18 protein-coding genes are annotated in these 20,356 nt (G+C 66.2%); 14 read left to right on the top strand and 4 right to left on the bottom strand.

The window, feature by feature from the left end:
* The first annotated feature begins 14 nt into the window (after positions 1 to 14).
* The 3 genes from OEJ37_RS08230 to OEJ37_RS08240 all read left to right on the top strand — a co-directional run bounded on the left by OEJ37_RS08230 (position 15) and on the right by OEJ37_RS08240 (position 1,650).
* On the top strand, positions 15 to 386 hold the full coding sequence (locus OEJ37_RS08230; protein WP_174419536.1) for a CidA/LrgA family protein: 372 nt from the start codon (positions 15 to 17) through the stop codon (positions 384 to 386).
* Positions 383 to 1,117 carry an LrgB family protein gene (locus OEJ37_RS08235; protein ID WP_263343935.1) on the top strand — a complete coding sequence of 245 codons (735 nt, stop codon included), beginning with the start codon at positions 383 to 385 and terminating at the stop codon, positions 1,115 to 1,117. The genes OEJ37_RS08230 and OEJ37_RS08235 overlap by 4 nt, the downstream gene beginning before the upstream one ends.
* 227 nt (positions 1,118 to 1,344) lie before the next feature.
* Positions 1,345 to 1,650 (top strand): hypothetical protein, encoded by a 306-nt coding sequence (locus OEJ37_RS08240; protein WP_174419537.1) that lies wholly within the window; start codon positions 1,345 to 1,347, stop codon positions 1,648 to 1,650.
* A 120-nt stretch (positions 1,651 to 1,770) separates the two neighbouring features.
* On the opposite strand, the gene wrbA is transcribed toward OEJ37_RS08240, so the two are convergent.
* A complete protein-coding gene (wrbA, locus tag OEJ37_RS08245) occupies positions 1,771 to 2,373 on the bottom strand; it encodes an NAD(P)H:quinone oxidoreductase (protein WP_174419538.1) in 603 nt (200 codons plus the stop codon).
* 61 nt (positions 2,374 to 2,434) lie between these two features.
* Positions 2,435 to 3,160, bottom strand: a complete 726-nt coding sequence (locus tag OEJ37_RS08250; protein ID WP_174419539.1) for a pirin family protein — start codon at positions 3,158 to 3,160, stop codon at positions 2,435 to 2,437.
* Positions 3,161 to 3,288: 128 nt separating this feature from the next.
* On the opposite strand from OEJ37_RS08250, the gene OEJ37_RS08255 reads away from it, so the two are divergent.
* A complete protein-coding gene (locus OEJ37_RS08255) occupies positions 3,289 to 4,206 on the top strand; it encodes a LysR family transcriptional regulator (RefSeq protein ID WP_263343937.1) in 918 nt (305 codons plus the stop codon).
* A gap of 435 nt (positions 4,207 to 4,641) precedes the next feature.
* Entirely contained in the window at positions 4,642 to 5,712 is a 1,071-nt protein-coding gene (locus tag OEJ37_RS08260; protein ID WP_411859247.1) for a lysozyme inhibitor LprI family protein, read from the top strand.
* Positions 5,713 to 5,736: 24 nt separating this feature from the next.
* Here OEJ37_RS08260 and OEJ37_RS08265 read toward each other — a convergent pair whose 3' ends face one another.
* Positions 5,737 to 6,828: a LacI family DNA-binding transcriptional regulator gene (locus OEJ37_RS08265; RefSeq protein WP_175919921.1), complete on the bottom strand. Its 1,092-nt coding sequence runs from the start codon at positions 6,826 to 6,828 to the stop codon at positions 5,737 to 5,739.
* Positions 6,829 to 7,069: 241 nt separating this feature from the next.
* Here OEJ37_RS08265 and rbsK point away from each other — a divergent pair, with 241 nt between their 5' ends.
* The 4 genes from rbsK to OEJ37_RS08285 all read left to right on the top strand — a co-directional run bounded on the left by rbsK (position 7,070) and on the right by OEJ37_RS08285 (position 11,644).
* Positions 7,070 to 7,996 carry a ribokinase gene (gene rbsK, locus OEJ37_RS08270; protein WP_263343939.1) on the top strand — a complete coding sequence of 309 codons (927 nt, stop codon included), beginning with the start codon at positions 7,070 to 7,072 and terminating at the stop codon, positions 7,994 to 7,996.
* 60 nt (positions 7,997 to 8,056) lie between these two features.
* The gene (locus OEJ37_RS08275; protein ID WP_174419544.1) at positions 8,057 to 9,376 is read left to right on the top strand and encodes an MFS transporter; all 1,320 of its coding nucleotides are present in this window, start codon (positions 8,057 to 8,059) and stop codon (positions 9,374 to 9,376) included.
* 44 nt (positions 9,377 to 9,420) lie between these two features.
* Complete coding sequence (locus tag OEJ37_RS08280) at positions 9,421 to 10,368, top strand: dihydrodipicolinate synthase family protein (protein WP_175945200.1); 948 nt, start codon at positions 9,421 to 9,423, stop codon at positions 10,366 to 10,368.
* A 628-nt stretch (positions 10,369 to 10,996) separates the two neighbouring features.
* A complete protein-coding gene (locus OEJ37_RS08285) occupies positions 10,997 to 11,644 on the top strand; it encodes a hypothetical protein (RefSeq protein ID WP_263343942.1) in 648 nt (215 codons plus the stop codon).
* Between the two features lie 252 nt (positions 11,645 to 11,896).
* Here the strand turns inward: OEJ37_RS08285 and fliD are convergent, their stop codons facing one another.
* A complete protein-coding gene (gene fliD / locus OEJ37_RS08290) occupies positions 11,897 to 13,408 on the bottom strand; it encodes a flagellar filament capping protein FliD (RefSeq protein ID WP_263343944.1) in 1,512 nt (503 codons plus the stop codon).
* Between the two features lie 1,081 nt (positions 13,409 to 14,489).
* Here fliD and OEJ37_RS08295 point away from each other — a divergent pair.
* From OEJ37_RS08295 to OEJ37_RS08315, 5 genes are all read left to right on the top strand, one after another.
* Positions 14,490 to 14,903 (top strand): DoxX family protein, encoded by a 414-nt coding sequence (locus OEJ37_RS08295; RefSeq protein WP_152856031.1) that lies wholly within the window; start codon positions 14,490 to 14,492, stop codon positions 14,901 to 14,903.
* A 312-nt stretch (positions 14,904 to 15,215) separates the two neighbouring features.
* Positions 15,216 to 16,181: a dTDP-4-dehydrorhamnose reductase family protein gene (locus OEJ37_RS08300; protein WP_263343947.1), complete on the top strand. Its 966-nt coding sequence runs from the start codon at positions 15,216 to 15,218 to the stop codon at positions 16,179 to 16,181.
* Between the two features lie 398 nt (positions 16,182 to 16,579).
* Positions 16,580 to 17,929, top strand: a complete 1,350-nt coding sequence (locus OEJ37_RS08305) for a reverse transcriptase family protein (RefSeq protein WP_263343948.1) — start codon at positions 16,580 to 16,582, stop codon at positions 17,927 to 17,929.
* Between the two features lie 353 nt (positions 17,930 to 18,282).
* Positions 18,283 to 19,227: a D-alanyl-D-alanine carboxypeptidase family protein gene (locus OEJ37_RS08310; RefSeq protein ID WP_411859248.1), complete on the top strand. Its 945-nt coding sequence runs from the start codon at positions 18,283 to 18,285 to the stop codon at positions 19,225 to 19,227.
* A 133-nt stretch (positions 19,228 to 19,360) separates the two neighbouring features.
* Positions 19,361 to 20,275, top strand: coding sequence for a LysR substrate-binding domain-containing protein (locus OEJ37_RS08315; protein ID WP_175919929.1), 915 nt, complete (start codon positions 19,361 to 19,363; stop codon positions 20,273 to 20,275).
* The last annotated feature ends 81 nt before the right edge of the window (positions 20,276 to 20,356 follow it).

Raw genomic sequence — 20,356 nt, forward strand, 5'->3', positions numbered from 1 at the left:
TGGAGAAGCGGTTCATGCTGCAGGCGTTCGCGATCTTGCTGACCTTCCAGTGTCTGGGGGAAGGCGTGTCCTATCTGTTCGCGCTGCCGGTGCCGGGCCCCGTGATCGGCATGCTGCTGCTGTTCGGCTTCGTGATGCTGCGCCCGCAGGTGGCCGACGCGATCGAGCCGACCGCACTCGAGCTGCTGCGCCACCTGTCGCTGCTGTTCGTGCCGGCCGGCGTCGGCATCATGGTGTCGGCCGACCGGGTGCGCGGCGACGCGGTGGCGGTCGTCGTCGCGCTGGCCGCGAGCACCACGCTCGCGATCGCGGTGACGGCACTCGTCACGCGTGCGCTGCTGCGGCGGCAGCGCCGCGCGGACGGTACCGCGGAGCACACGCAATGACGGCCTTCCCGAAACTCGGCGCGATCTGGGTGTATCTCGCCGCGACCCCGCTGCTGGGCCTGACCATCACGCTGATCGCATATCTGTTCGCGCAGGCCGTTTATGCGCGGGCGCGCTTCAACCCGCTCGCGAACCCGGTGCTGATCGCGGTCGCGCTGATCGTCGTGCTGCTGACGATCACGCATACGCCGTATCCGACCTATTTCGAAGGCGCGCAGTTCGTCCATTTCCTGCTCGGCCCCGCGACCGTCGCGCTTGCGCTGCCGTTGTATCGCCAATGGTCGAAGCTGCGGCGCAGCGCGCTGCCGCTGCTCGTCGGCCTGCTCGCGGGCTCGCTGACCGCGATCGTGTCGGCGGTCGGCATCGCCGCGCTGTTCGGCGCATCGCACCAGACGATCGCGTCGCTCGCGCCGAAATCGGCGACGACGCCGATCGCGATGGCCGTCGCCGCGGAGATCGGCGGCATTCCGTCGCTGACCGCCGTGCTCGTGATCTCGACCGGGATCTTCGGCGCCGTGTGCGCGCGCGGGATCCTCAACGCGCTGCGGATCGACGAGCCGGCCGTGCGCGGCTTCGCGCTCGGCGTCGCGTCGCACGGGATCGGCACCGCGCGCGCGTTCCAGGTCAGCGAGGAGGCCGGCGCGTTCACCGGGCTCGGGATGGGACTCAACGGCGTATTGACGGCGTTCGTCGTGCCGATCCTGCTGCCGGTGCTGTCGCGCTGGGTCTGAGCGCAGGCTGCCCCGGGGTTATCGGTTTCCCTGATGGGCGCGGACGGCATGCCGACACGACGGCGTGTCCGGCGCCCATGTATCGCTGTCGTTATCGGGAGAATTCAGGAACGCACAGGGACATTTGCGCAGCGATCGGCTAACGTTGCATCGGCGCCGTCGTCGCAAGCCGTCGCGTGCGCGCTGGTATTCGACCCACAACCAACAATCGACAAGGAGATCCGGCCATGAAGACGTCTCGCGTGGTATCGGTGGCAGTAGCAGTAACGGCGTCGTTCGGTCTGCTGTTGACCGCCGTGCCGGCGGCATACGCGCAGGATCCGGCGTCCGCGCCGACGCAGAAGCAGCTCGACAAGGCGCAGAAGAAGGCGGCGCGCAAGGCGGCCCGGGCGCGCCACGCGTCGGACCTGAAGGCGATCGGCACCGGCAGCGGCTACCGGCTGACCAACGACCAGAGCAACTATCCGCAGAACGCCGTGCAGAAGGCGCCCGCGACGAAGGCGGCGCCCGCCGCGCCGGCTTCGGGGCAGTAACGGCCGGCAAACACGCACGAACGGACGGCGCCGGGTTGCTCCGGCGCCGTCCGTTCGCGTGCGGTTTTCCGGGAATGCCGGACCGTGTGCGGCCGGCGGATCCCCGGAGGGTGCGACGCGTTACGACGCGAGCTTGCTCGCGAGTTCCGCGACGTGCCTGCCCTGGTAACGCGCGATTTCGAGTTCGTTCGCGCTCGGCTGACGGCTGCCGTCCGCGCCTGCGAGCGTCGTCGCGCCGTACGGCGTGCCGCCGGTGATTTCGTTCATGTTGACGAGCCCGCTGCATGCATACGGTACGCCCACGATCACCATCCCCTGGTGCAGCAGCGTCGTGTGGAACGACGTGATCGTCGTTTCCTGGCCGCCATGCTGCGTGCCGGTCGACGCGAACACGCTGCCGATCTTGCCGACGAGCGCGCCCTTCATCCACAGGCCGCCGGTCTGGTCGAGGAACGTGCGCATCTGGCCGGCCATGTTGCCGAAGCGGGTCGGCGTGCCGAAGATGATCGCGTCGTAATCGGGGAGTTCGTCCACCGTGGCGACCGGTGCGGCCTGGTCGACCTTCACGCCGATCGCCCTGGCCTGGTCGACGGGGATCGTTTCCGGCACGCGCTTGAGCGCGACCTCGACGCCGGGCACCGATTTCGCGCCTTCCGCGACGTGTTGCGCCATCGTTTCGACGTGCCCGTAGGACGAGTAGTAAAGAACGAGTACCTTGGCCATGTTGCGAATCTCCGATTAAGAGGGCCTCGCTTTCAGCGAGGCCCGGTTTCCCGAACGGGCGTCATGCCCACTCGGCCGTCACTTCGACCGGACGCAGGTCGAACACCAGCACTTCGGCATCGTTGCCGTCGGCGAGCGTCAGCGCCTGTTCGCCGCGGATGCGTGCGCCGTCGCCTTCGCCGAGCGTCTTGCCGTTGACCGTCACGCTGCCGCGTGCAACGTGCACGTAAGCGAAGCGGTCCGGTGCCAGTTCCAGCGTAGCGCGTTCATCGCCGTCGAACAGGCCCGCGTAGATCCGCGTGTCCTGCCGGATCTTCAGCGAACCGGCGTCGCCGTTCGGCGACACGACCAGCGTGAGCTTGCCGCGCTTGTCCTCGGCCGCGACATTCGTCTGCTGATAACGCGGCTCGGCACCCTTTTCGGCCGGCCCGACCCAGATCTGCAGGAAGTGGACTCCCGCGTCCGGCGAGTGGTTGAACTCGCTGTGGCGTACGCCCGTGCCCGCGCTCATCAGTTGCACGTCGCCCGGCACGATCACCGACCCGGTGCCCATCGAGTCCTTGTGTTCCAGCGCGCCGTCGAGCACGTACGACAGGATTTCCATGTCGCGGTGCGGGTGCGTGCCGAAGCCGCGGCCCGGCGCGACGCGGTCGTCGTTGATCACGAGCAGGTCGGAGAAGCCGACCTGCTTCGGATCGTAGTAGTTCGCGAACGAAAACGTATGACGGGAGCTGAGCCAGCCATGCTCCGCACGGCCACGTTGGTTTGCTGCACGGATTTCGATCATGATTCTTGTCCTTGAAGTCGCCGGACCTCGGAAGTGGGTCCGGCCGTTCGTTGAGATGAATCTTAGGTCAATCGATTTGACAAATAAATGGCTGTAGCGATAATGACTGTCGCTATGGAGTGGACAATATGGAACTCAACGATCTGAGGATCTTCGTCGCGACGGTCGACGCGGGCAGCTTCACGGCGGCGGCCGACCAGTTGATGCTGTCCAAGCAGTTCGTCAGCCGGCGCACGATGGCGCTGGAGGCGTCTCTCGGCGTGCGGCTTCTGCACCGCAACACGCGCAATCTCGCGGTGACCGAATCGGGGCAGGAGTTTTATGCGCGCGCGCAGCGGATCCTCGCGGAGATCGCCGACGCCGAGCAGGCGATGTCGGTGCGCAGCACCGAGCTGCACGGGTCGCTTAAGATCAGCGCGCCGCTGTCGTTCGGGATCACGCACGTGTCGCCTCTGATCGCCGAATTCCTGTCCGCGCACCCGGCCGTGCGGCTGAACCTCGACCTGACCGATCGGCGCGTCGACCTGATCGGCGAGGGCTTCGATCTCGTGCTGCGGATCGGCTCGCTCGAGGATTCGACGCTGATCGCGCGCCCGCTCGGCGCGTGGCGGATGATCGCGTGCGCGAGCCCTGCTTATCTGAAGCGGCAGGGCACGCCGGCGACGCCGGCCGATCTCGCCGGCCACACGTGCCTGCTGTACGGGCGCGAGCGGCGCGTCGGCTGGGAATTCCGCGTCGACGGCGCGGCGCACACGTTCGACGTGCAGGGGCCGCTCGTCGCGAACAACGGCGAAGTCGTGCGCGACGCGGCGATCGCGGGGCTCGGCATCGCGCTGCTGCCGCACTTCATCGTCGGCGCGGCGCTCGACAGCGGCGCGCTCGTGCCGGTGCTCGACGCATATGCGCCGTCGCCGATCACGCTCAATGCGGTGTTTCCGCAGCATCGCGAAGGGTTCGTCACGCTGCGCACGTTCATCGGGTTTCTCGCGGAGCGGCTCGGGGAGGCGGTGCCGGCGGCGAAGGGCGGGGCGGGCAGACGGCGGTAGCGGGCGGCGTGTGGTGAATGGGGGCGTTATTCTCCGCAGAATTTGCGGAGAATGGCGTTCCGTTCGTGGCGAAGCGTTTTCCGGTCGTCTTCCGGGCCGCGCCCGTTCGTCGCGTTGGCATGCCGGATGTGCTCGGCAGGGTGTGGCCGCGTACGTGGTTGCCGCGCGATCCTGCGCACGAAGGGGTAGCGTCATGGTGCTGACCGGGATCGTCGAGGTTGCCGAGGAAGCCGCGTTGCGCGACGGCATCGTGCAATGCGGCGCGGCCGCCGGGACGGTTGCGCCGACATCGAACGTCGATTGATCGGCGTCGTGCAATCGGGTTACGCTTCAGCGGGCGACGGCATGCGTCGCATGCCGGGCCGGGCGTTTTTACCTCGAATGTCGCGTGCAGGTAGCTTCTACAGGCGCGCGACCCAGCGACGATCCAAGCCGATGACCATCCAGAACCGATCGAACGTGCGCGGGCAAGCCGCGATTCCCGCAGGTGATGCGCGGTACATGCGCCTGCGATCCGTCGCGGCGGCCGTGCTGCTGACGCTGTTGCCGATCGCAGCACAGGCGGCCGGATTCGACTGTGCGAAGGCCGCTTCGCCGACCGAGAAGACGATCTGCGCGGACGCCGCGCTGTCGAAGCTCGACGGCGACCTGGCGGCCGCATGGAAGAAGGCGCTCGTGAAAGGCGGCGATACCGCAGCGCTGAAGGCCGCGCAGTTGAAGTGGCTCAAGCAGCGCGACCAGTGCGGCACCGACGCGCCGTGCCTCGGCGACCGCTATCGCGAACGGCTCGCGAGCCTGAACGGCACGCCGCTTGCCGCCGACCGCTGGCAGCAGGCCTGGTACCTGACGAGCGACAACCCGTCGTTCGGCGGCGTACTGACGTTCACCGGCACCGCGCCTCGGCTGCATTTCGAACTGGGTGCCAACAACGGCGCGAATACCGGCGGGCTCGACGGCGACATCGTGCTGCACGGCGACAGCGGCACCTATCGCAAGGACAAATGCCGGCTCGATTTCGACCGGAAGGGCGGGCGCATCCGCGTCACGCAGCAGGGTGGTGATTTCGATTGCGGCGCCGGTGCGGGTGTCGTCTACGCGGGCGACTACGTGACCGCGTCGCAGTTCCAGGCCAAGCCGCAGGCCGACCTGCTGAGCCTCAATGTCGTGACCGACGCGACGCAGAACGCGACCGCGCACAAGCTGCTTGGCGCCGACTACCCGACGCTCGTCGACATGGTCAATTACAGCGCGGACGAAAAGGATCTCGACGGGCTCAACGCGCGCGTGAAGTCGTACTGGGTACGCGGCATCGCGACGACGAACGCGGCGATCGTGATGAGCCGCGGCACCGATCTGTGGATCGGGCTGCTCGTGTTCGATGCGCAGAACAAGGTCCGGATGCGCTATTACTCGAACGCGCAGGCGTGGAAGAAAACCGTGCCGAAGACCATCCAGGCGTGGCACGACACTCTCGACAAGACGCTGCCGATCGACGTGATGCAGTGAGCGCGCGGGGCGGCCGGCGCGTGTTCATTTCTTGCGCGATGCGCTCGCCTGCGCCTGCTTCGGCGGCGCGGCCGATTCCCGTATGCGCAACTCGGGCACGACGGCACAACCGGGCCCCGTTGCGCCGTTCTCGAGCGCGTCGAGCAACGCGTGCGCGGCCTGCCGCCCGATCGCATCGGTGTCGACCCACATCGTCGTCAGCGGCGGCTGAATTTCGCGCGCGAGCGCGATGTCGTCGAACCCGGTGATCGACAATTGCGCGGGCACGTCGATGCCGAGCGCCTGCGCCTCGAGCAACGCGCCGAGCGCGAGCGCGTCGTTGCCGCAAATCACGGCCGTCGGCCGCGTCGCCGCGTCGCTGCCGGCGATCGCGCGCAGGCTCGCCCGCCCGAACGCGATCGTGGCCGCGCCTTCGTGCTGATGCACGGGGCGCACCGCGAGCCCGTGCGCGGCAAGCGTGTCGTGAATGCCGCGCAGGCGGGCCTGCACGCGGTCGTTGTCGGTCGACGGCTGCATGATGATCGCAAAATCGCGGTGGCCGAGGTCGAGCAGGTGCGTGGTGAGCCGCGCGAACGCCGCGCGGTTGTCGAAGCCGATGCAGCAGTGCGGGCTGTCGTCGCGATACGCGTATGTGACGACGTATGGCACGCCGTGCATCGCAAGGAGTTCGAACAGTTCAGGCGGATACGCTTCGCCGACCAGCGACACGGCTTCCACGCCGCGCGACAGCATCGCGCGCACCTGCGCCAGCGCCTGCGCGGGATCGTAGTTCGAGCAGCCGAGGAACAGCGTGATGCCGTGCTCGGCCATGACCGTCTGCATGCCGGCGACCTGCGACGCGAACACCTGGTCGTCGAGCGTCGGAATGATCGCGCCGGTGATGTGGGTGCGCGTGGACGCGAGCGCGCGGCCGGCCGCATTCGGAATCCAGTTCAGTGCGCGCGCCGCGTCGCGCACGCGCTGCTGCACGTCGGCCGACACCTTGCCGGGATCGTTGTACACGCGCGAGACGGTCGCGGTCGACACGCCGGCCAGCTTCGCGACGTCGCCGAGCACCGAGCGGCCGCTGCCGCGGCGCGCACGCGACGCGCCGCCGCGGGATGGAGGCGTGCTCATCGGCCGTCTCCCTGCGTGGCGGTGTCGCCGATGCCGCGCGTTGTCAAAGGCGTCATTGTTTACCCTCGATTCATGGTGGTCCCGCTTGCATCCCGATTCGATCCTGTGAGAATGTAAGCGCTATCTTGATGCTGTTCCGTATTATGTCAGACACATACTTCATTCGCATTGCTGGATTTTCATCGACGACGGCCTTCCCGGCCGTTTTGTCCACTTCAAATGTAAGCGGTTACATTGAGAAATGAACAGCGCCCATTCACCGTATATCGCTGTCGTCGGCAGCGTGAACATCGACCTCGTCACGCGCGCGGCGCGCCTGCCGGTGCCGGGCGAGACGCTGCTCGGCACTGAATTCCAGACCGTTCACGGCGGCAAGGGGGCGAACCAGGCGGTCGCGGCCGCGCGCCTGGGTGCGTCGGTTGCGATGATCGGCTGCGTCGGCGACGACGCGTTCGGCGCGCGCCTGCACGGCGCGCTGGCGGCGGAACGGATCGACGTGACGCACCTGCACCGCATCGGCGGCACGGCGACCGGCGTTGCCGCGATCACGGTCGACGACGGCGGCGCGAACAGCATCGTCGTCGTGCCCGGCGCGAATGCGTGCCTCGACGCCGGCCGGATCGACGCGGCGCGCGAAACGATCGCCGGGGCGGCGCTGCTCGTATGCCAGCTCGAAGTGCCGATCGCGACCGTGGCGCACGCGATTGCCCGTGCAGCCGCGCACCGCACACCCGTGCTGCTCAATCCCGCGCCTGCGCAACCGCTGTTCGACGCGTTGCTGGCGCGGATCGACTACCTCGTCGTCAACGAAACCGAAGCCGAGTCGCTGACCGGCATCGCCGTCGGCGACGATGCGTCGGCCGTGCGCGCCGCCGATGCGCTGTGCGCGAAGGGCGTCGGCAACGTGCTGGTCACGCTTGGCGCGCGCGGCGTCTGCTGGCGCGGCCGCGCAGGGAACGGCCGCCATCGTGCGATGGCGGTGGTCGCGGTCGATACGACCGCGGCAGGCGACACGTTCGTCGGCGGGTTCGCGGCGGCGCGGGCGAGCGGCGCGTCGATGGACGACGCAATCGACTTCGGTCAGCGTGCGGCCGCGATCAGCGTCACGCGCTACGGCGCGCAGACCTCGATCCCGACGCGCGAGGAAGTGACACGTATGGATACCTGAATTCCGCATGAGACGGAAAGGCCGGACCCGGCCGCCACCAGTGACATGGAGACAAATGTAATGAGCGAAAACCAATCTGTTCCGCACGCGCCGCCGCGTATCCGGCGCGGGCAACGCATCGCGCTCGCGCTGTTGATGGCGAGCGGGATCGTCAACTATCTCGATCGCGGCACGCTGGCCGTCGCGAGCTCGGCGATCCGGGGCGATCTCGGCTTGTCGCTCTCGCAGATGGGGCTGCTGCTGTCGGCGTTCTCGTGGAGCTATGCGCTGTGCCAGTTCCCGGTCGGCGGGCTCGTCGACCGCATCGGTCCGCGTCGGCTGCTCGGCATCGGGCTGATCGTCTGGTCGTTCGCGCAGGCGGCGGGCGGCATCGTGTCCACCTTCGGCTGGTTCATCGTCGCGCGCATCGCGCTCGGCATCGGCGAGGCGCCGCAGTTCCCGTCGGCCGCGCGGGTGGTGAGCAACTGGTTTCCGCTGCGTGCGCGCGGCACGCCGACCGGTATTTTCAACGCCGCGTCGCCGCTCGGCACCGCGCTCGCACCGTTGCTGCTGTCGATCCTCGTCGCGTCGTTCGACTGGCGCTGGGCATTCATTGCGACGGGCGCACTCGGTCTCGTCGTTGCCGTCGTCTGGTTTGCGTTGTACCGCGATCCGTTGCGTGCGCAACTGACTGCGGAGGAGCGCGGTTATCTCGATGCCGATGCGCAAAGCGTCGTCGCGGCGCCGAAGCTGACCTTCGCCGAATGGCGCAGCCTGTTCTCGCATGGCACGACCTGGGGAATGCTGATCGGCTTTTTCGGGTCCGTGTACCTGAACTGGGTTTACCTGACCTGGCTGCCCGGCTATCTGACGATGGAGCGGCACATGAGCCTGATCCGCACCGGCTTTGCCGCGTCGGTGCCGTTCCTGTGCGGGTTCGTCGGCTCGCTGGTCGCCGGCTGGCTGTCGGACGTGGTCACGCGTCGCAGCCGTTCGCCGGTCGTGAGCCGGCGCAATGCGGTGGTGGTCGCGATGCTCGGGATGGTCGCGTTCACGATCCCGGCCGCGCTCGTGCAGAGCAATGCGGTTGCGCTCGCATGCATTTCGGTCGTGATCTTTCTCGCCAACGCGGCGTCGGCCAGTTCGTGGGCGCTCGCGACCGCGGCCGCGCCGCCGAACCGCGTCGCATCGCTCGGCGCGATCCAGAATTTCGGCGGCTTCATCGGCGGCGCGCTCGCGCCGATCCTGACGGGCATCATTGCGCAGAAGTGGTCGTTCGTGCCCGCGCTGCTGACTGCCGCGGCGATCGCGTTCGCCGGCGCGATGGCCTACCTGCTGCTGGTGCGCAAGCCGATTCCCGAGCAGGCGGCGAACGCCGCGTCCGGGCCGTTGCCGGCCTGAGCACGCAGTTCGCACCACGTATTCACTGAAGGAAGGAGAAACAGATGCAACACCAGCAGCAATCGAGCGTGACCATTGAGGGGATCGTACCGGTGATGCTGACGCCGTTCGACGACGCCGGCGCGATCGACTACGCGGGGCTCGAGCGGCTCATCGAGTGGTATCTGGCGCATGGCTCGGATGCGTTGTTCGCGGTCGCGCAATCGAGCGAGATGCAGTTCCTGAGTCTTGCCGAACGCGCGGAGCTGGCGCGTTTCGTGGTCGAGCGGGTGGCAGGGCGCGTGCCCGTCGTCGCATCGGGGCACATCAGCGACGATCTCGACGCGCAGGTTGCCGAGCTGTGCGCGGCGGCCGAATCGGGTGCGCAGGGCGTCGTGCTCGTGACCAACCGGCTCGACCCGCAGCGCCAGGGCAGCGCCGCGTTGCTCGACCATCTTCACAAGCTGCTCGCGCGATTGCCGTCGGATCTGCCGCTCGGCCTGTATGAGTGTCCGGCGCCTTACCGGCGGCTCCTGTCGGATGACGAACTGCGCGCGTGCATCGATACGGGCCGGTTCGTGATGCTCAAGGACGTGAGCTGCGACCTCGAGACGGTGAAGCGGCGGGTCGCGCTCGCCGCGGGATCGCCGCTGAAGATCCTGAATGCGAACGCGGCGATTGCGTGGGACGCGATGAAGGCGGGGTCCGCGGGCTTCAACGGCGTGTTCACCAATTTCCATCCGGATCTCTACCGGTGGTTGCGCACGCAAGGAGACACGAACCCGGCGCTGGCCGACGAGCTGTCGACGTTCCTGGTCGTGTCGGCGGTGTCGGAAGTGCTGGGCTACCCGGCGCTCGCGAAGCTCTACCATCAGCGGATCGGCACGTTCGGGTCGATCAAATGCCGCGCGATCGACTACGACGTGCGCGAACGATTCTGGGCGCTCGACGCGGTGCTCGACAAGATCGTGGCCGGCACCGAGCATTTCCGCCGGCGAATCGCCGCGCAATAGCGGATGCAGCGCGCCGTGTGGTGCTCGCGGCGCGCGACGGGATGGTGTGCCGCGTAGTCGGCCGCTGTTGCGCTCGTTCATCGAGAGGCACTCGGCGGCGGCGCGTGTTTGCCGCACGAAAGATCGGCGTGGCGCGATGCATGGCGAATGCGTCGCGCCATGCAGTGTCAACGGCATACCTGCGACGTCCCGGATGATATGAACCCGGTGCCACGTTCGTGCCGTGTGCGCGACGAGACGAAACGATCGGGATTCCGGATTGCATCGGTGGCGGCAATGCCGCCTGCCGCGACCACTCCACCACGGTAGCCGGCCGGGCCGGGCGCAATGCCCGTTGTCACGAACGGCGGCGCACCGTAGACACGAGGCTGACGTACCGTTCGGCTTTCGTCCACCGCATCACAAAATCGAGCCGCCCGCGATCCGCGAGCGCGGCGCCGACGCGCGTCCGACTACCGCGCTGCGAACTTCTTCCGTGGCGCCCGCCGGCCTGTCCGGCACGCTCCCGCACCGCACGACAAAAGCATACAAATCTGCTCAATCCGTCTATCGGTTCTTGTAACGATTCGTAATATTATGCCTCGGAGAATTTTTTACCGATGACCCGTTGAATCCGTATTCGCCTCCGATGCAACCAGTGACGACGACTAGCCAGCCACCGATCCTGGCGGCGCCGATAGATGCCATGCTGCACGCCGTGATCGACGAGGTCGTGCACCGGAGCGTATCGGAAGCGACGACGCGTGGCGGCTACATGCGGTGCGCCGACTACGCGATAGTCGGCGCGCAGGTGCTGACGCTGCTGACCGGCAAGACTTACCGGCCGTTCGCGGGCGGCGAAGTGATGGATTTCGGCGGCGGCAACCTGTATGCGCTGTGCACGACGCGCGAGCGGCGCCGCACCGCGCGGCATCTGTCGCACCTCGCGCGGTATCACTGCTGGATCGAAGCGCGCCACGACGATGTCGGCGGCCGCGTGCGCAAGGAGATCGTCGACTTCACGCTGCGCCACGATGAAACCGTCGCGAACAATCTGGGGATGCCGTTCACCCGCGCATACCAGGCGTATTTCTGGGGCTGGGACGACGAGCACGCGGTGCCGGCCGAGTTGCACGATCATCCGGTATTCGCGAAGCAGGGCGCGGTCTGGCGCTGGGCCGAGCGCGAATGCACGACGTTGCTGCGCGCGTACGAACGCGAGCGGCCGGGTTATTTCGGGCGTCAGGTGTCGCGCGCGATCGATTTGTTCGCCGATCGCGTCGAGGGGCTCGGCTGATCGCACGCACATTTCAGGCGAGCCGCGTGCAGGCTGCCTGTCGCGATTGCGCGAATTGGGGAAGCGTGCCTGGCAAGCGCTTGCGTGCCGCCGGGCATGAACAATGCATCCAGGCGGTGTGCCGCGCGCCGCCGCGGCACGAACTGCACGAACCACTCGAACCACTCGAACCACTCGAACCACTCGAACCACTCGAACCACTCGAACCACTGCGGGGGAACCGCCGAAGCGGTCACCGCGATGCGCGGCCACTCACCTTTTCGCTAGCGTGCCGCTGCTGTTTGCGCCGCCGAACAGCCGCGTCAGGTACTGCGTGTTCGAGTTCATCTTGGCCATCAGCGTATTGAGCGCCGTGAACTGCGCCTGGTATTGCTTGGTCAATTGCTCGGCGTAGTTGGACAGATCCGACTGCTGCTGCGTGATGCGCTTCAGATCGGCGTTCAACGCGTTCGTGCGCACGTCGATCATTCCATCCTTCTTCGTGAAGTGCGTGATCTGCTCGGCCAGGCGCGCGCCGATCCCGGTCGTCGGATTGAACAGGCGCGCGACCGCCGTCGGGTTGGCGGAAAGCGTGTCGCCGAGCTTTGCGCTGTCGACGCTCAGCGTGCCGTCCTTCTCGAGCTTGATGCCGATCGACAGCAGGTTCGCGTGCCCGTTACCCTTCTCGGTGCCGCCGCTGTCGACGCCGCGCGCGACGATCGACGCGAGCGAGTTGCGGATCGCGTTCAGCGTCGAATCGCCGATCAGCGCGCCCTGCGAGTTCGCGCCTTGCGTGTAGCTCGTCAGCGCGCCCATCGTCTTGACGACCGTGTTGTACAGGTTCACGAAATTCGTGATCGTCGCCGCTTGCGATTTCGTGTCGGTGCTGACCGTCAGCGTCTGCGTATCGGTCGTGCTGACCGCAGCCGCCGACAGGTTCAGCGTGATGCCCGTCAGCACGCCCGACACCGCGTTGCTCGCGCTGGTCGACGCGATCCCGTTGATCGTGAACTTCGCATCCTGCGCGACGGCGCTTTGCCGCCACGCGGCCGCGCTGTTCGCCGATTCGATCTTCGACGCACCGCCGGCCGTGTCGGCCGTCGACGTGACGCCGAGGCTCGACAGCCCGTTGTCGTTGGCCACGTTGCCGACCGCGACGCTGATCGCGTTCGCCGCGCCCGTCTTCGACGATGCGAGCACGAGGTGCGCGCCGTCGGTGCCGTTGATGACCGTCGCGCTGATCCCCGGGTTGTTCGACGCCGCGTTGATCGCGGCCGCGACGCCCGACAGCGTGTTGTTCGTGCTGCCGACCTCGACCTTGAACGACTGGCTGCCGAGCGACAGCGTCAGCGTGCCGGTGCCGAGTGCCTTGGTTCCGTTGAAACCCGACGACGACAGCGCCTGCGCGGTCGCGATCTGCGTGACGCCGACCGTGTAGGTGCCGGCGACCGCGCCCGCACCCGCCGTCGCGGTCAGGCCCTTGCCGCTCGCGACGGCATTGAACGTCGACTGCAGCCCGCCGTTCGTCAGCGATGTGAGGCCCGCCTGGAGCGCGCCCAGCGCCGACGACAGTGCGCCGAATGCGGAAATCCGCGTGCTGCCGGTCGCTTGCGACGCGGCAAGCGTCGCGGCACGGCCGGCCGTCTTCGCGTTCACCAGCGTCTTGACCAGCGTGCCGACATCCATCGTCGGATTGCCGGTCGAGCCGTTGATGATCGATTGCGCCGCCTGCTGCATCAGGCTGTTCGCGTTCGCGCCGCTGCTGACGGGCGTGTTCGTTGGCATGGGTGGGCTCCGGTTGAAAGGCGATCCTGCGACGAACGGCTGCCGAGGCCGCTTGCGGTGATCCGGGCGGCCTCGTCGCGATTCGCCTGCATGCTGCCTCCCGCGCAACGCATGCCGGGGTTCACGGCAGGCGTCGGGGAAACGTAAGAACGAATCGGTGCGCCATCGTATATTTAAACCGGTATTAATTGGTAATTTTTTGTAATGTTTATTGAGAAAATTGTAGACAGGGGCAGGGCGGGAGAGTGTGTGACGGGAGTCCGCAATCTTTCGGCGTAAACACATGATTTTAATTATATTTATTCAGTGATTTTTGCGGCTATTTAAAACTTGCTGGAAGCATGAATGTTTGATGGGGAATTTTTCGCTCATGTCGCTAAACATCCGGCGAAGCAGCTGAGTGGGGGCGGGTGTTCTTCGTGGTCGGTGTCGAGCCGTGAGCCTTGTCCGGCAGACGATACCCCGTCATACACGACATCAGGCTGCATGCACGTGAAACGTTTTCGTTTGCCAATCGGCATTTCCGGGCCATGTGTCACTGCTCGAAAGAAGATGGTTCGCAGATTGCAAAGGCGGTCGAATTTCCGGACTGAAGCGACAGCGTTTGAGTCGCACGTCGAACGTGCCGCTATATAACTGTCGAGACACGTTGTTGTGACCGGTACGTGTCAATTGGCGAAAACAATATCGATTGGATAAGGTGGCCCGGAAGAAGCCCGGTAGTTTTTCTGATCCGGAAACACGAGAACGAATTGATTTGCGCGGGGCCGGGAATCGCTTGCGCTGCCCCCGTCAGCCGCTGTGTAACGGCCTTGTTGCGTCCAATTGTCAACTAAATAGAGACGGCGAATCGCTTTGTGAAGGATTGATGATTCACGAGGAGACAGTAGACTTCATCCCGTGCTTCGCCAGAACCGATCCGGAGCGCGCCAGGAATGGCGCAACCGGACGGATTCTTCGGCGACGGGCCGACCGGCCCGCTGTCCGATCGTGCGAGGAGTGGTCCGTTGCCGGACTGGTGCGCCGATTCGGCGCGCATCGGCAGCGGATGCATCAAACCGTCAATTCAAGGGTGATTGCTATGCGTTACATTTCGCTGGAGTCGAAGAAGGACGAGCTGCTGCTGGCGGCTCGCGTGCTGATGATGATCCTGTTCGTGCTGTTCGGCTGGCAGAAGCTGAACGGCTTCTCGGGCACGGTCGCGTACATGGCGTCGACGGGGAACCCGGCGCCCGAGCTGGCGGCCGCGATCGCGGTGGGGGTCGAGCTGGCCGGCGGCGCGCTGATCGCGATCGGCTTCTATACGCGTCCGCTCGCGCTGGTGTTCGCCGCCTATACGCTCGCGACCGCGCTGATCGGCCATCGCTACTGGGCGCTGCAGGGCATGGACCAGTACATGGCGATGATCAACTTCTACAAGAACGTGAGCATCATCGGCGGGCTGCTGTTGCTCGCGCTGACCGGGCCGGGGCGGTATTCGTTCGACCGGAAGTAAGGTATCGCGAAGTTTCGGTGCGGTGTGACGGGCCCGGTGCGCGGAAGTGTGCCGGGCTTTGTCTTTTCGGCGATGGATGGGGTGAGACGGTTTAGGAGATTGCGCACGCGGGGCGGCGGCCACACGGTGTGTCGACTTCGCCTGCGGAGCCGGCGTCGTGCCGAAGCGCGGTGGGCAGCGCACCCGCGTCGTACGGCTCGATCGTCGCTTGCGGGTGATCAGTCGCGCACCTTTTCCGCTATCCTCCGAACGACCACCGCTCGAACGCCGAACGCGACCCCGCGCCTCTCCACGTCACCCGAATCGCCGCCCATGCCAAGCCCAAGCTCGTCGACCGAACTCCCGACCGTCTTCCTTATCGGCGCCTCCGGCCTGCTCGGCCGCGCGGTTGCCGCGTCGCTGGCCCGCGAATCGTCGCTGACGCTGCTCGCGACCATCCGGAACCCGCAAAGCGCAGGCGCAAAACTTCTCGCGCTGCCGCCGGAAAACGTCACCCGACTCGACGTGCTCGACCAGCCGTCCCTCGAACACCTGTTCGACACCCGCAAACCGGCCGCCGTCATCCTCTGCGCGGCCGAACGCCGCCCCGACGTGTGCGAACGCGACCCGGCCGCCGCGCGCGCCATCAACGTCACCGCCCCGGCCCGCATCGGCGCGCTCGCCGCGCGATATGGCGCATGGACGCTGGGCATCTCCACCGACTACGTATTCGACGGGAGGGCGGCCCCCTACCGTGAAGACGCCACGCCGAACCCGCTGAACATCTACGGCCGCACGAAGCTGGAAGGCGAAGCTGCGCTCCTCGCCGCATCGCCGTTGTCGTGCGTGCTGCGCCTGCCGTTGCTTTACGGCCCGATCGCCGACTGGAGCGAATCGGCCGTCACGAGCCTCGTCCCCGCGATCGTCGCTTCCGCGCGCCCGGGTGCCGACGCGGTCGGCATGGACGCATGGGCGATCCGCTATCCGACCTACACGCCGGACGTCGCGCAAGTCATCCGCGACCTGACGCTGCGTCATCTCGCGGGCGCGTCCATCGCCGGCATCCGGCATTGGTCGGGCGAGGAGCCGATGACGAAGTACGACATCGCGCGGCGGATCGCGACCGCGCTCGGCATCGACGCATCGCTCGCACCGATCGACAAGCCGACCGACGCGACGCCGCGCCCGTACGATTGCCATCTGGACGCGTCGCGCGTGCGCGAACTCGGGATCGATTACGCAACGCCGTTCGATACCGCATTGCGCACCGTGCTGCGCGATGCGCCGCACGCGCTGTAGGAGCGGGCGCCACTCGCGGCCTGCGGCGCACGCCCGACGCTGGCCTGCCGATTCGCCGCAAGTGCGAATCGCAACCACTGCGCAGCGTCTCGCCGCGCGCCCAGGAGCCGAGCCATGCAACTGAAATGGCTTGAAGATTTCGTCGAACTCGCGCGCGCCGCGGCGGCGCCGACGGCCGGCGGGTTTGACATCCTGCATTCCCGGCCTTTAAAGTCCCGACGCGGGCCGGTGGGTCAAGCACACGCCCGGAACAGGCAGCCGATGTTCCAGGACTACGGGGCTACCCCGTGGATGAGCTCGATACCCCGATGCGTCGCAAGAGCGGACGTTGCGCGTTGCGCAACGGCGGCTCTCGCAGCACCAGTCACGTTGGCTCATCGTCCCGCCCATCGATTTCCATGTACGCATCCCTGTTCGATACCGTTCGCACGATTGCCGAGGCGATGCTGGCCGGATCGCCCGAACGCGCTGGCGTCATCGCCCGCATGACGGCCGTGCTCGGCGCTGCGCCGCCGTGGACGCACGAAGCCGCGGATGCCGCGCTCGCGCGCTTCGGCGCGAATTGGGCCGATGCCGACCTCGATGCGCTGGCGGCGGACCTGGCCGATGCGCCCGGATTCGTGCGCGCGTGGTACGGCGACGATCGGCCGGCCGTGATCCGCGTCGTGCGGCGGCCGCCGGTCCAGCGCCCGTTGCCGGCGCCGCTCGCCGGCTGCGACGTGCCGCAATGGGCGACGCCCGGCGATCTCGCCGGCTGGCTCGGCGTGAGCGTGCCGGAGCTCGACTGGTTGTCCGACCACTGGCGCGTCGACGCACGCGGCGGCACGACGCCGCTGCATCACTACACGTACGTTGCGGTCGACAAGCGCAGCGGCGGGTGCCGCGTGGTCGAGATCCCGAAGGGGCGGCTGCGCGAAGCGCAGCGCCGCATCCTGCACGGGCTGCTCGATCGCATTGCGCCGCACGGCGCCGTACACGGTTTTCGCAAGGGGCGCGGGATCGTGTCGTTTGCGGCGCCGCACGCGAATCGCGACGTCGTCGTCCGCTTCGATCTCGCGGATTTCTTCGTGTCGGTGCGCGCCGCACGGGTCCATGCGCTGTTCGTCACGCTCGGGTATCCGGCCGAAGTCGCGCGCACGCTCACCGGGCTGTGCACCAACCGCGTGCCGTCGGCGCGGCTGCTCGCGCCGGACTTGCGCGAGCGGCTTGACTGGATTGCCCGGCAGCGCTACCGCAACCGGCACCTGCCGCAGGGCGCGCCGACGTCGCCGGCGCTGGCGAACCTGGGCGCATTCCGGTTCGACATGCGGCTCGCCGCGCTCGCGCGTTCGCTCGATGCGACCTATACGCGCTATGCCGACGATCTCGCGTTTTCGGGCGGCGGCGCGCTCGCACGCGAAGTCGAGCGGCTGCAGGTCAGGGTCGCCGCGATCGCGCTCGAGGAGGGCTTCGCGCTGCACCTGCGCAAGACCCGCGTGATGCGGCGCGGCACGCGGCAGCAGCTGGCCGGCGTGGTCGTCAATCGACATCCGAATCTGGCGCGCGATGAGTTCGATCTCCTGAAGGCCATCCTGACCAACTGCATCCGGAGCGGACCGGCGTCGCAGAACCGCGACGCGCATCCGGACTTCCGCGCGCATCTCGCCGGACGCGTCGCGCATGCGGCCGCGCTGAACGCGGCGCGCGGCGCGAAGCTGCGCGCGCTGTTCGACCGGATCGGATGGGATGCGGGCGGCGTCTGCCGGTAAGGCGCTCGGGCAGGGATCGGCTTCGGCCGGCAAACGGCACGTCGTTCCGTCGAGCCTGAAGCAGGCACCCGGACAGGTTATGTCTTGTTGCTCGATGGGCCGCATCACGCGTTGTCGGCCATCTTGTCGAAGGTGTCTGGGCTCGTCGATTGACGACAGTTCGACCGCTATCGCTTAGTGATCCAAAGTCTTGAGTTTGCTGATTCAGCATGACGTCATGCGAAAGCGGCATGGAGCCATGCTCTTCACGCGTCTAAGATGAGCGGCCCTGTCCATGCAACGTGACTTGCCGCGTAGTTGCCGCGGAAAACGTCGTTTGCAAGACCAACAATGTCTTCACGCAGGTTTCAAACTTGACGTTCCGGTTTTCCAATTCTCTTTTTCGATGCCTTCTCGTCACGGCGGTAATCGCTTCATGCGTGACAGCCGGAGGTGCGGCCGCGCAGCCACCGTCTGACGTCCAGGCCGTGTCATGGATGGTAGTTGACGGCGAATCCGCTCAGATGCTGGTGGAGCATAACGCGGACGCCGAGCGTCAGCCGGCATCGCTCACCAAACTCATGACAGCGTACATCGTACTCGGCGCGTTGAAGCGTGGAACCGTGCGCTGGGACGAGAAAGTGCAGGTGGGCGCCGCGGACATCGGTGAAGTCGGAAACGACGAGGCCAGAATGTATCTGGTACCGGGGCAACGGGTGCCGGTCAAAGCGCTCGTCCGCGGTCTGATTGCCGCCTCTGCCAACGATGCCGCACTTGTCCTGACCGAGCGCGTTGGAGGCTCGCTAGCTGGATTCAAGCAGCTCATGAACGAAACCGCACGGCAGCTAGGAATGAAACATACCCATTACTCGACGCCGTCGGGCGTTACGACGCCGGGAAATTACTCGACCGCTCGTGACCTTTCCACGTTGGCCTTGCGCCTTACCAAGGACTTCCCGGAGTACTACGCATTCTCGTCGGAGCAGCATTTCGCATTCGGCAAGTTCGAGAAGCGAAACAAAAACTGGCTGCTTGGAAAGGACCCGTCGGTCGACGGCATGAAGACGGGTCATACCGAGGCGGCCGGCTACTGCATCGTCGCAACCGCGAAAAGAAAGCAGACGTCACCCCCTATGACCAGGCGAGTCTTTGCCGTGCTCCTGGGTGCGCCAACGGCTGGTGCGCGGATAACGGGCGCCGCCAGCCTGTTGAACTACGCGTTTTCAGACTACCGGGACTATCCAGTCCAAGACGGCAGCGGCCCGCACGTCGTCACCCGCACCTTTCAGCCGGGCGTCGCAAAGTTGAACGGAGCCTGAACGCATCGATAGCCGGAGCGCACCGGTCTTGCACGGCCTGATGACATCCGCTTCCCGCGACGGTATCGGGAAAGGGGCCGGGCGTAGAATCGATCGATCTCGCAGAAGATGCCGCCTTGTTACAGGACCAGAAATGGAAATCAAGTGGATTGAGGACTTCATTGCGCTCTCGCAGTATCAGAGCTTCTCGCGGGCGGCGCAATTTCGGAACGTCACCCAGTCGGGGTTCAGCAGGCGCATTCAGTCGCTCGAGCAGTGGGTTGGCGCGGATCTCATCGACCGCAGCAGCTTCCCTCCAACCCTGACGCCTGCCGGACAACTGTTTCGGGAGGCAGCGGTAGACATACTGGGAAAGCTGTTCGATACGCGAGCCATCATTCGCAATGACCAGCGCATGGCGGGCAAAGGCTTGCGGATTGCGGCGGGTCATACGATCGCGCTAGGTTTCTTGCCCGGCTGGTTGAAAGCGCTCACTGCGCGTTTCGGGGAGGTACGTGCCCGGGTGATACCCACCAATGTCCACGACTCGATCCTGATGCTCGTGAACGGCAACTGTGAACTGATGTTTGCCTATCATCACCCGGAGCTTCCCCTCCATCTCGACCCGACCAGGTACGAGCATCTCGCCGTGGGTGTCGATTTACTGATGCCTGTCTGCCGGCCAAACCCGCGTGGTGGGCCTGCGTTCCGGTTGCCTGGAACGGTGGCCCATGCATTGCCGTTGATTTCGTATACGGAAACCAGCTATTTCGGCCGTTGCCTCGCACTCCTTTTGAGTCGAGTCGACACGAGCCCGGCCTTGCGGCTGCATTACGAGTCCGACATGGCGGAGGTCGTCAAGAAACTGGTCCTGGAAGGCGAAGGAGTCGCGTGGCTTCCGAAAAGCTCGATTGTCGACGAGCTCGGCGCGAGCGAACTGGTTCCAGCGGGCCGGGACGCATGGAACCTCGAAATCGAACTTCGCGTCTACCGCGATGCATCGAATCGCAATGAGTTTCTAGACACGCTCTGGCGCCATCTTCGTGCCGCGTCGCCTGCCTCCGATTAGGGGTTATCCCGCGTTATGTGAGGTTCGCATATCCCCATGCAGGACCCGCATCGAGGCTTTTTCGATCATCTCTATCATCCG

Origin of the sequence: Burkholderia sp. BKH01, assembly GCF_025685725.1 — a bacterium.
In the GTDB taxonomy this organism is placed as follows: Bacteria; Pseudomonadota; Gammaproteobacteria; order Burkholderiales; family Burkholderiaceae; genus Burkholderia; species Burkholderia pyrrocinia_C.

Coding starts and splice junctions, on each gene's coding strand:
- OEJ37_RS08260 (WP_411859247.1), top strand. CDS start 4,642: ATGACCATCCAGAACCGATCGAACGTGCGCGGGCAAGCCGCGATTCCC.
- OEJ37_RS08295 (WP_152856031.1), top strand. CDS start 14,490: ATGCGTTACATTTCGCTGGAGTCGAAGAAGGACGAGCTGCTGCTGGCG.
- OEJ37_RS08315 (WP_175919929.1), top strand. CDS start 19,361: ATGGAAATCAAGTGGATTGAGGACTTCATTGCGCTCTCGCAGTATCAG.
- OEJ37_RS08240 (WP_174419537.1), top strand. CDS start 1,345: ATGAAGACGTCTCGCGTGGTATCGGTGGCAGTAGCAGTAACGGCGTCG.
- OEJ37_RS08280 (WP_175945200.1), top strand. CDS start 9,421: ATGCAACACCAGCAGCAATCGAGCGTGACCATTGAGGGGATCGTACCG.
- OEJ37_RS08250 (WP_174419539.1), bottom strand. CDS start 3,160: ATGATCGAAATCCGTGCAGCAAACCAACGTGGCCGTGCGGAGCATGGC.
- OEJ37_RS08285 (WP_263343942.1), top strand. CDS start 10,997: ATGCAACCAGTGACGACGACTAGCCAGCCACCGATCCTGGCGGCGCCG.
- fliD (WP_263343944.1), bottom strand. CDS start 13,408: ATGCCAACGAACACGCCCGTCAGCAGCGGCGCGAACGCGAACAGCCTG.
- OEJ37_RS08235 (WP_263343935.1), top strand. CDS start 383: ATGACGGCCTTCCCGAAACTCGGCGCGATCTGGGTGTATCTCGCCGCG.
- OEJ37_RS08255 (WP_263343937.1), top strand. CDS start 3,289: ATGGAACTCAACGATCTGAGGATCTTCGTCGCGACGGTCGACGCGGGC.
- OEJ37_RS08305 (WP_263343948.1), top strand. CDS start 16,580: ATGTACGCATCCCTGTTCGATACCGTTCGCACGATTGCCGAGGCGATG.
- OEJ37_RS08300 (WP_263343947.1), top strand. CDS start 15,216: ATGCCAAGCCCAAGCTCGTCGACCGAACTCCCGACCGTCTTCCTTATC.
- OEJ37_RS08230 (WP_174419536.1), top strand. CDS start 15: ATGCTGCAGGCGTTCGCGATCTTGCTGACCTTCCAGTGTCTGGGGGAA.
- rbsK (WP_263343939.1), top strand. CDS start 7,070: ATGAACAGCGCCCATTCACCGTATATCGCTGTCGTCGGCAGCGTGAAC.
- OEJ37_RS08265 (WP_175919921.1), bottom strand. CDS start 6,828: ATGAGCACGCCTCCATCCCGCGGCGGCGCGTCGCGTGCGCGCCGCGGC.
- wrbA (WP_174419538.1), bottom strand. CDS start 2,373: ATGGCCAAGGTACTCGTTCTTTACTACTCGTCCTACGGGCACGTCGAA.
- OEJ37_RS08275 (WP_174419544.1), top strand. CDS start 8,057: ATGAGCGAAAACCAATCTGTTCCGCACGCGCCGCCGCGTATCCGGCGC.